The organism is Nostoc sp. CALU 546, assembly GCF_048836525.1.
The window spans coordinates 1-1613 of sequence record NZ_JAWJTF010000396.1 but is presented as its reverse complement, the minus strand read 5'-3'; the positions used below and the strand labels follow the sequence as shown (position 1 = coordinate 1613).

The 1613-nt window shown below is 40.6% G+C and carries 2 protein-coding genes and 1 pseudogene; all 3 read right to left on the bottom strand.

The window, feature by feature from the left end:
- A partial coding sequence (locus RRG12_RS43995; RefSeq protein WP_420763354.1) for a hypothetical protein occupies positions 1 to 210 on the bottom strand: 210 nt, incomplete at its 3' end.
- A gap of 569 nt (positions 211 to 779) precedes the next feature.
- Positions 780 to 1007: a heterocyst-inhibiting protein PatX gene (gene patX, locus RRG12_RS43990; protein WP_069071274.1), complete on the bottom strand. Its 228-nt coding sequence runs from the start codon at positions 1005 to 1007 to the stop codon at positions 780 to 782.
- Between the two features lie 107 nt (positions 1008 to 1114).
- Positions 1115 to 1613, bottom strand: a pseudogene (locus RRG12_RS43985) (FAD-dependent oxidoreductase); the annotation flags it as partial.

Below are 1613 nucleotides of genomic sequence, written 5' to 3'. Positions count from 1 at the left end.
TTCCTCATCTCCCCACTCGCTTTTCTTTAAGTAAAATTTATCTAAAAAGGCCAGATGCAAAATTTTGCATCTGGCCTTGGGTGTAGAATAATTAAAGTAACTAAGATGATCTAGCAGATCCTTCTTAATATTTATTTTGTTGGGAGCTATCTGCGGGAAGAAGGAACCAGAGTGCAAGAGTAGGTCAGGAATAGTAAGATTTGTTGCCAAGTGCAATAAACTTATATTACTTGTGTGAATCCACGCGCTAGTTCAGATCAGATGAAAGGAAAGAGATTGTATGCTTCGGCAAAGGACGCTAAACAGGCGTCGGAGCGAAGATCAATTACTTGCTGATGTAGATAACCAGCTAGGCAATATATTAAGAAAAAAAACTATTGGGGAATAAAGTGAAGTTGCCTTAAGACTGTTTCCTCAACAAGCAAAATGTCTGAATTAGATGTGCTTTAGATTAACTGATAGCCTAAATTACATCTATTTCTAGAACAATTGAGGATTGAGACGCAGAGCTTCCCAAGAATATGAGCAACAGTTGTGTAGCTTTTGAGGAGTTGGTAATGCTGTTGATCAAGGCACTGAATTTGATTTGCGTTTTGATCGGCAGGATTGATGCCAACTATATATACAAAGCTTGCAGTTGAAATACTAAGCGATCGCTGAAGATTTTCGTGTGTCAACTGTATATATCTCTGTCAGAAAAGCTGTGTAAAAGATGTTAGCATAACATCCTGTTTTCTGGTAATTGTTCCTTTAATAAAAAAGGCATTACCCTACAGTAGTTAAACCACAGCATAGATATTTCGGAATTTTTGTGTCACTTCTCTACGCCCACTACCGCGATGACGTGGCGCATCATCTGGATTTTGTTCAGATGCCGCCGAGAGCCACTGTTCCGAAGTAGGCGTGGAAGGCAGCGCTGTTGATAAGTGATTGACCATTGCTTGGCAGTTAGAAGCTAAGGGGCCGAACACCAGACTCGATACTAAAAGTGAAATGGCAGCACGCATAGCAGATGTCTATTTTGGAACTCTCCACTTCACTGATACTTAGCTTTTTAATGAATATCCGGACAATTAATCAAAAAGTATTCTGTTTTACTGAAAATAAACTCTTCTTATCCTCCATTTAAATGTTCGACTAATAACCAATTACCAGAGTGATTATGACGGCCCCACAATGTAACTAATTGTTCGTGGGGATAAGCGCGTAATTGCTCGTCGATATGCGATCGCAAAGTCACAAGCTGCCAATTTTGCCCTTGATATGCGGCTGGTGCTGTGACAGTAAATCTGTATTCCTGTTGATCCAAGCAGGAAAAAATACCTTTGAAACAGTTACTTTCCCGAATTGATGCCTTGTCAAAAGCAGAGTCAGGGTACTCATTCCCCGATGGGAAAGGGCAATAACCACTAGCTGGATAGGTTTGTGGGTTATTTAAGTAATACAGTTGCCAGTGCAGCCAATCCGAACGATTGGGTGGAAGATTAAAGAAAGGAATAATTGCTGTTTTTGAGCGATTATCTTCCAATAAAGCTGTTTGTAGTGCCCTAATAGGTAAATCCCTCGGCTGGCAGTTTAACTCAACACACATTGCCGCCGCCATCCCTGCTGCT

What these genes read in the sequence shown, in the direction of transcription:
- patX (WP_069071274.1), bottom strand. Translation starts at nt 1,007, where the DNA reads ATGCGTGCTGCCATTTCACTTTTAGTATCGAGTCTGGTGTTCGGCCCC.